General features: G+C 39.7%; 7 protein-coding genes and 1 pseudogene. All 8 read left to right on the top strand.

Annotated features, from left to right (window positions below; genetic code table 11):
• Positions 1-4 precede the first annotated feature (4 nt).
• Entirely contained in the window at positions 5-262 is a 258-nt protein-coding gene (rpmA, locus tag H5186_RS04015) for a 50S ribosomal protein L27 (RefSeq protein ID WP_064665557.1), read from the top strand.
• Between the two features lie 141 nt (positions 263-403).
• The gene (gene cgtA, locus H5186_RS04020) at positions 404-1,558 is read left to right on the top strand and encodes an Obg family GTPase CgtA (protein ID WP_149982083.1); all 1,155 of its coding nucleotides are present in this window, start codon (positions 404-406) and stop codon (positions 1,556-1,558) included.
• 85 nt (positions 1,559-1,643) lie between these two features.
• A complete protein-coding gene (gene folA, locus H5186_RS04025) occupies positions 1,644-2,123 on the top strand; it encodes a type 3 dihydrofolate reductase (RefSeq protein WP_220491262.1) in 480 nt (159 codons plus the stop codon).
• 79 nt (positions 2,124-2,202) lie between these two features.
• Positions 2,203-2,580 carry a DUF3718 domain-containing protein gene (locus H5186_RS04030; RefSeq protein WP_145235479.1) on the top strand — a complete coding sequence of 126 codons (378 nt, stop codon included), beginning with the start codon at positions 2,203-2,205 and terminating at the stop codon, positions 2,578-2,580.
• Between the two features lie 137 nt (positions 2,581-2,717).
• Positions 2,718-3,419 (top strand): DUF3581 domain-containing protein, encoded by a 702-nt coding sequence (locus H5186_RS04035; protein ID WP_149982081.1) that lies wholly within the window; start codon positions 2,718-2,720, stop codon positions 3,417-3,419.
• Between the two features lie 97 nt (positions 3,420-3,516).
• Positions 3,517-4,764, top strand: a complete 1,248-nt coding sequence (locus H5186_RS04040) for a DEAD/DEAH box helicase (RefSeq protein WP_182794147.1) — start codon at positions 3,517-3,519, stop codon at positions 4,762-4,764.
• 185 nt (positions 4,765-4,949) lie between these two features.
• Positions 4,950-5,180: pseudogene (locus H5186_RS04045) on the top strand (transposase); the annotation flags it as partial.
• 408 nt (positions 5,181-5,588) lie between these two features.
• Complete coding sequence (locus tag H5186_RS04050) at positions 5,589-6,035, top strand: hypothetical protein (RefSeq protein ID WP_182794149.1); 447 nt, start codon at positions 5,589-5,591, stop codon at positions 6,033-6,035.
• Positions 6,036-6,156 lie beyond the last annotated feature (121 nt).

Genomic DNA, 6,156 nt, shown 5'->3' on the forward strand with positions numbered 1-6,156 from the left:
AGAAATGGCACATAAAAAAGCAGCTGGTAGTACTCGTAACGGTCGCGATTCAGAAAGCAAACGCCTTGGTGTTAAGCGTTTTGGTGGCGAATCAGTTCTAGCGGGTAGCATCATTGTTCGTCAACGTGGAACTAAATTCCATGCTGGCACAAACGTAGGTATCGGTAAAGACCACACTATCTTCGCAAAAGCAGATGGTAAAGTTCAGTTTGAACAAAAAGGTCCTTTAAACCGTAAATACGTAAGCATCGTATCTGAGTAATCAGAATCGGTTCTTAAAAAACCCCGCCTTTGCGGGGTTTTTTGTTTTGAAAATAAATATATACCTAAGCCAAGCCTGCAATCAGCTTGGCTTAGGTATATAATAGTGAAATTAACAAGCCAATCCCTAAAGTGAGTAATCATGAAGTTTGTAGATGAAGTAGAAATTCGCGCAGAAGCTGGAGACGGTGGCAGCGGCATCGTATCTTTCCGTCGTGAAAAATATGTCCCAGATGGTGGACCAGACGGCGGTGACGGTGGAGATGGTGGTAGTGTTTATCTACAAGCTGATGAAAACTTAAATACCCTTATCGATTATCAGTTTGAGCGTTTTCATAGAGCTGAACGTGGTACTAATGGCCGCAGTCGTAACTGTACCGGTAAAAAGGCTGATGACTTATATGTGATGGTGCCTGTAGGTACTCGGATCATGGATGTTGATACCCAAGAAGGTCTTGGTGATTTAACTCAACATGGTCAAAGAATTTTGGTTGCAAAAGGCGGTTTCCACGGCTTGGGGAATGCGCGTTTTAAATCAAGTACTAACCGAGCGCCTCGTCAAAAAACATTGGGCACACCAGGTGAAGTACGTAACCTTAAACTAGAGCTATTATTATTAGCTGATGTTGGTTTATTAGGTTTGCCAAATGCAGGTAAGTCTACTTTTATTCGTAGTGTATCGGCAGCGAAACCAAAAGTAGCTGATTACCCATTTACTACGCTGATTCCAAATTTAGGTGTGGTACGTCCAGAAGCAAATAAATCATTTGTTATTGCAGATATCCCAGGGTTAATCGAAGGTGCCTCTGATGGCGCTGGCTTGGGTATTCGCTTCTTGAAACATTTAGAGCGTTGCCGTGTATTACTGCATATTATCGATGTAATGCCTGTCGATGGTTCAAACCCAGTAGACAATGCATTTGCAATCATCAATGAGTTGCACCAGTACAGTCCTAAGCTTGCTGAAAAACCACGTTGGTTAGTATTTAATAAAATAGACTTATTACCTGAAGATGAAGCACAGGCGCTATGTGAGCAAATTGCTGAAGAGTTGGGCGAGACTGAAAATATTTATCATATTTCTGCAATTAATAAGCTAAATACTCAACCATTAATTCATAACATCATGACGCTACTCGATAGCATGCCAAAAGAAAAATTTGTGCCAATTGAAGATGAAGAAGTTGAATTCAAATGGGATACTTATCATAAAGATGCCACTAAGAAGAATGATGACGACGACTGGGATAGTTGGGATGATGACGATTATGACGTTGAAGTTGTCTATGAGCGTTAGACTAAAGTAAATTATTTTAAAAGGAGCTGGTGCTCCTTTTTTCTTGTTTAATAAAAAAGTATTAGGTTTTAATGTGAAGATTTCAATGATTGCAGCTATGGCTAAAAATAGAGTGATTGGCCAAGATAATAATATGCCATGGCATTTACCTGCTGATTTACAGCATTTTAAAGCGGTTACTATGAATAAACCAGTAATTATGGGGCGCAAAACATTTGAGTCAATTGGTCGCCCTTTACCTGGTCGACGCAACATTGTTATTAGCCGAAACACTGACTACACTGCAGCTGGAATTGATGTTGTAGCATCCCCAGAGGCCGCTATTTCATTGGTGTGTGAGTCTGATGAAGTAATGGTGATTGGTGGCGGGAATATATATCAACAATTTTTAAAAAGTGCCGATACACTTTATTTAACGTTTATTGATCTTGATGTTGCAGGAGATACACAGTTTCCTGATTACGAACAATCAGCAAACTGGCAAGTTGTAGAAGAGCTGTATAATCAACCGGATGATAACAATATTTATGGTTATAAATTTGTCACATTGGATAAAGTTAAGTAACATTATTGCGGTTAGGCTTATAGGTTGATACAATATTAAACAACTAGGGTAGTTATAAAGTATTACACAAGGGTCTACAATGATAAAATTATCAACACTCGTTATTGCTGCAGCTGTTATTTCTGGTTCTGTTGCTTTTAGCGCGCCAGTAAAAGCGGATGATCAGTTAGCTGTTTCAATCTGTGAATACATAGCTGCGGACGATAAAAACCGTTTACGTGATAAGTTAAAAAGCTCACGTGTAAAAATTCGTAATATTTATGATGCAGTACAATGTAATGGTCTTAACTTGCTACGTCATGCAGTTGCCAGTAATGCCGTAGATACCGGTGAATATATTGTGAAAAACTTATCTAAAAGCTCTTTAGAAGATGGAGCAGATATAGCATGGGCCGAAGCAAATGGTCATGGCGGTTCTGCATTAATACCAGCAATTAAAGAACGTGCTGGTTTATAAGTTATAATAAATCATTAAAAAAGTCGCGATATCGCGGCTTTTTTGTATCTGAAACAAAAGTTTAACAGATTCGACCTCTATTGTAATTTTATCTGGTAGAATAGGCAGGTTATAAGCAGTTTAAGCAGTGAACAACTATGTTAAGTCCTTTTTATCAGCAACATGCTGATTATGTCTCTATTTCTCGTGAACAAGGGTGTCGTTTCGCAAAGTGCGTTGCTGATGATTACAATCCACTTCATGATAAAGATGCAAAACGTTTTTGTGTGCCTGGAGATTTATTATTTTCATTGGTATTAAGTCGTTATGGCATCAGTGAAAAAATGGAATTTACCTTTGCCGGCATGGTTGATGAGAATACCAAACTCAACTTCCCTGAGGGCGCAGATGAGTTTGATATTACCAGTGGCGATAAAGTCATGCTGAAGGTTAAGCGCGAAGGTAAAACTAGCCAGTGCCAAACACTCACCGATAGTCTAATAAAAAATTATGTTGAGTTTTCAGGTACAACTTTTCCGCATGTTATTATTCCACTTATGGGCAAACAAGATGTCATGATCAACCCAGCTCGCCCTATGATTATCTATGAGTCAATGTTGATTAATCTCGATACATTAGAGATCCATGCACCGACGTTAGAATACGCAGAGCCGAGTTTTGAATATACAGGCAAGCGTGGGAAAATCACTTTGCGCTTTAACTTGTTAGAAAATGGTGTAAAAGTCGGCTGTGGTGAAAAGCACATGTTGGTATCAGGTATTCAACAATATTGCCAAGATACGGTGGATGATCTAATTACCTTCTATAACCAACGAAAAGAAACCCTCAAACCAGCTTGAACATTTAGCAAGCTTAGAAAGGCGCTGCAAAGCGCCTTTTTTGTTATTCGCTTTGGGCGTACAATAGCGCCATTATTTGTTACACAAAGCTAAACTTATGTCTGCGACTACTTTCTCTGAGTTAAAACTCGATCCTGTACTGCTTAATGCACTTGAACAAAATCAATATCATACCCCTACGGCGATACAGCTAAAAACTATTCCGCTGATTTTAGCTGGTCATGATGTTATGGGGAGTGCACAAACAGGAACAGGTAAAACAGCTGCTTTTGTATTACCTCTGTTACATAAATTACTTAATACACCAAGTAAAGATGAGCCAGGTACTGCTCGAGTACTTATTTTGACACCAACTCGAGAGCTTGCTCAGCAAGTCTTTGCTAGCTTTGAAAAATACGCGCAAGGTACTGATATTAAAGGCGCGCTTGCTTATGGTGGTGCCAGTATTGGCCCGCAAATTAAAGCCATGAAAGATGCACAAGTTGTAGTGGCAACGCCAGGGCGATTGCTGGATCACATAATCAAAGGCAGCATTAAACTATCTAGTGTTGATTCACTGGTGTTTGATGAAGCAGACCGTATGCTTGATATGGGCTTTATTGACGAAATTAAACGTATATTGCGCCATGTTCCCAGTGATCGTCAGACCTTACTATTTTCAGCGACCTTTGACGATAGTGTATTTGAGCTCAGTAAAAAGTTATTAAAAGATCCAAAACTTGTTGAAGTCAATAAACGTAATTCTGCGGCTGTAGAAGTTGAGCAAATCATTTACGCGGTTGATGAAGACCGTAAACGTGAGCTTGTCTCGCACATGATTGGCATGAAAAACTGGCGCCAAGTACTGATCTTTACTCGCACAAAGCAAATGGCCGATCAACTCGCCAAAGAAATGTGTAAAGATGGCTTAAAAACACAGTCAATTCATGGTGATAAATCTCAAGGTGCACGTGATAGAGCACTGCAAGATTTTAAAGAAGGTACCACTCGTGTACTCGTGGCAACCGATGTTGCAGCTCGGGGTCTAGACATAGCGTCGTTAAAGTATGTGATTAATTTTGAATTACCCTATATAGCTGAAGATTATGTCCACCGTATTGGCCGCACTGGGCGCGCTGGCGAGCAAGGCTTAGCGATGTCATTAGTCAGCCTTGACGAGCAGTGGTTACTTGAAGAAATTGAAGTGTTGCTTGATACTCGTCTAACGCCGCAGTGGTTAGCGGGCTATGAACCGGATCCAAATAAAAAGCCCAAAGATAATCGCAAAAACTCTAATAAGTCGCGAAAAGATCGAGATAAAAAACGTATTACAGGGCAAAGAGCACCTAGTAGACGCCGTAAATAAAAGCTTTCAGTTTTTAGTTATCAGCTGTCAGAAAAAACCTCAGCACGGCGCTAGATTAAGCGCCGTGGTTCGTTTTATATTTTCAAAGTAAGTAAATACGGTAAATTACCGGATTTGTTAAATTAACTCAGCTAAGCCATGCAGATAAAAACAAGGGTAATCCCCCCCAAATAATAGAAGCAAATGAGCTATGCCGTGAACGTAGTATGGGTAACTCAACCTTTTATAAATGGCGCGCTAAATACAGCGTCATGGATTCATCTTTAATGACGCGAATGAAAGAACTTGAAGATGAAAATCGCCGTTTAAAGAAAATGTGTGCTGAAGAGCGACTAAAGTCTGGGGTCATTCAAGAGGCCATGGCAAAAGTGGTAAAGGCTTCTGAGCGTAAAATATTAGCGCATGAAGTCGTTAGCACAAATAAAATAACGCGAACGAGTTAGCAGCCTTGCCTGCTGCATCAAATCAATGAGTTAACTTGCTTAACTGCTCAGGCTGGTCGCGACTGCGCGTAAGAAAAATATCATTGCTTAACGGTTAAACATTAGGTTTAATAGGCACATAATAAACGCTGAGTAGCACAGGGATTGCTTAGATACGATAGACTCGCCAATGAAATTGGCGTGCCTATCACTTAGGTCATAAAAAGCCTTTCTATATATGTAAAGTCCATAGTATAAAGAGCACCAACGCTGACACACCGAGCAGGTAGCGCCTCAGTCCAACAAGCGATTATGCAACACAAACTGCATGTCGCATAAATACTAAAATGTTAGTTGCAAGGCATTACCAAGGCAGTAGTCACCATCATTACAGGAATAAAGATGAATAAACCTAAACAAAACCAAGCTAAAGTTTTTCTTTGCCGTGTACTATCTTCGTATAGTTTTCTGGCAATTTCCTTGTTAATCTCTTTGTATGTCTTTTGGTTGGGTTTCATTTCCAACGACCTCCTACACTTCAAAAATCTTGTTACTGCTTGGTTAGTAATAGGTTTAGTTTTATCATTCAAACATACCCTCATACTTTCAGACGAAGATTATGAGAACTATGTAAATGCAAACTATCCAGAAAAACTTAAAGGTATATTCCCAAACACTTCGGATATAACTGAGGGAAACATAGATAAGTACTACACAAAAGCCAACAGTAAACTGAAACATGAAAACTTAGGATTTACTATAACTTTCATATCTACATTATTTGTTTGCATTGTTGATTACTTACCTACATTAAGTTCTCTACAAAACCTATTACAAACTTGCAACTAATCGGGTAGCCGGAGGTCTCTAACCTCCAGCCCCCACACCACCCATCATGCGGGTCCGCAATGGGCGGTTCATCTCCCGTAATGAATATTGATCCAAATACCTCTCAGTGACACTAAACCTT

This window comes from Pseudoalteromonas sp. SG41-2, from assembly GCF_014164535.1.
Lineage (GTDB): Bacteria > Pseudomonadota > Gammaproteobacteria > Enterobacterales > Alteromonadaceae > Pseudoalteromonas > Pseudoalteromonas rhizosphaerae.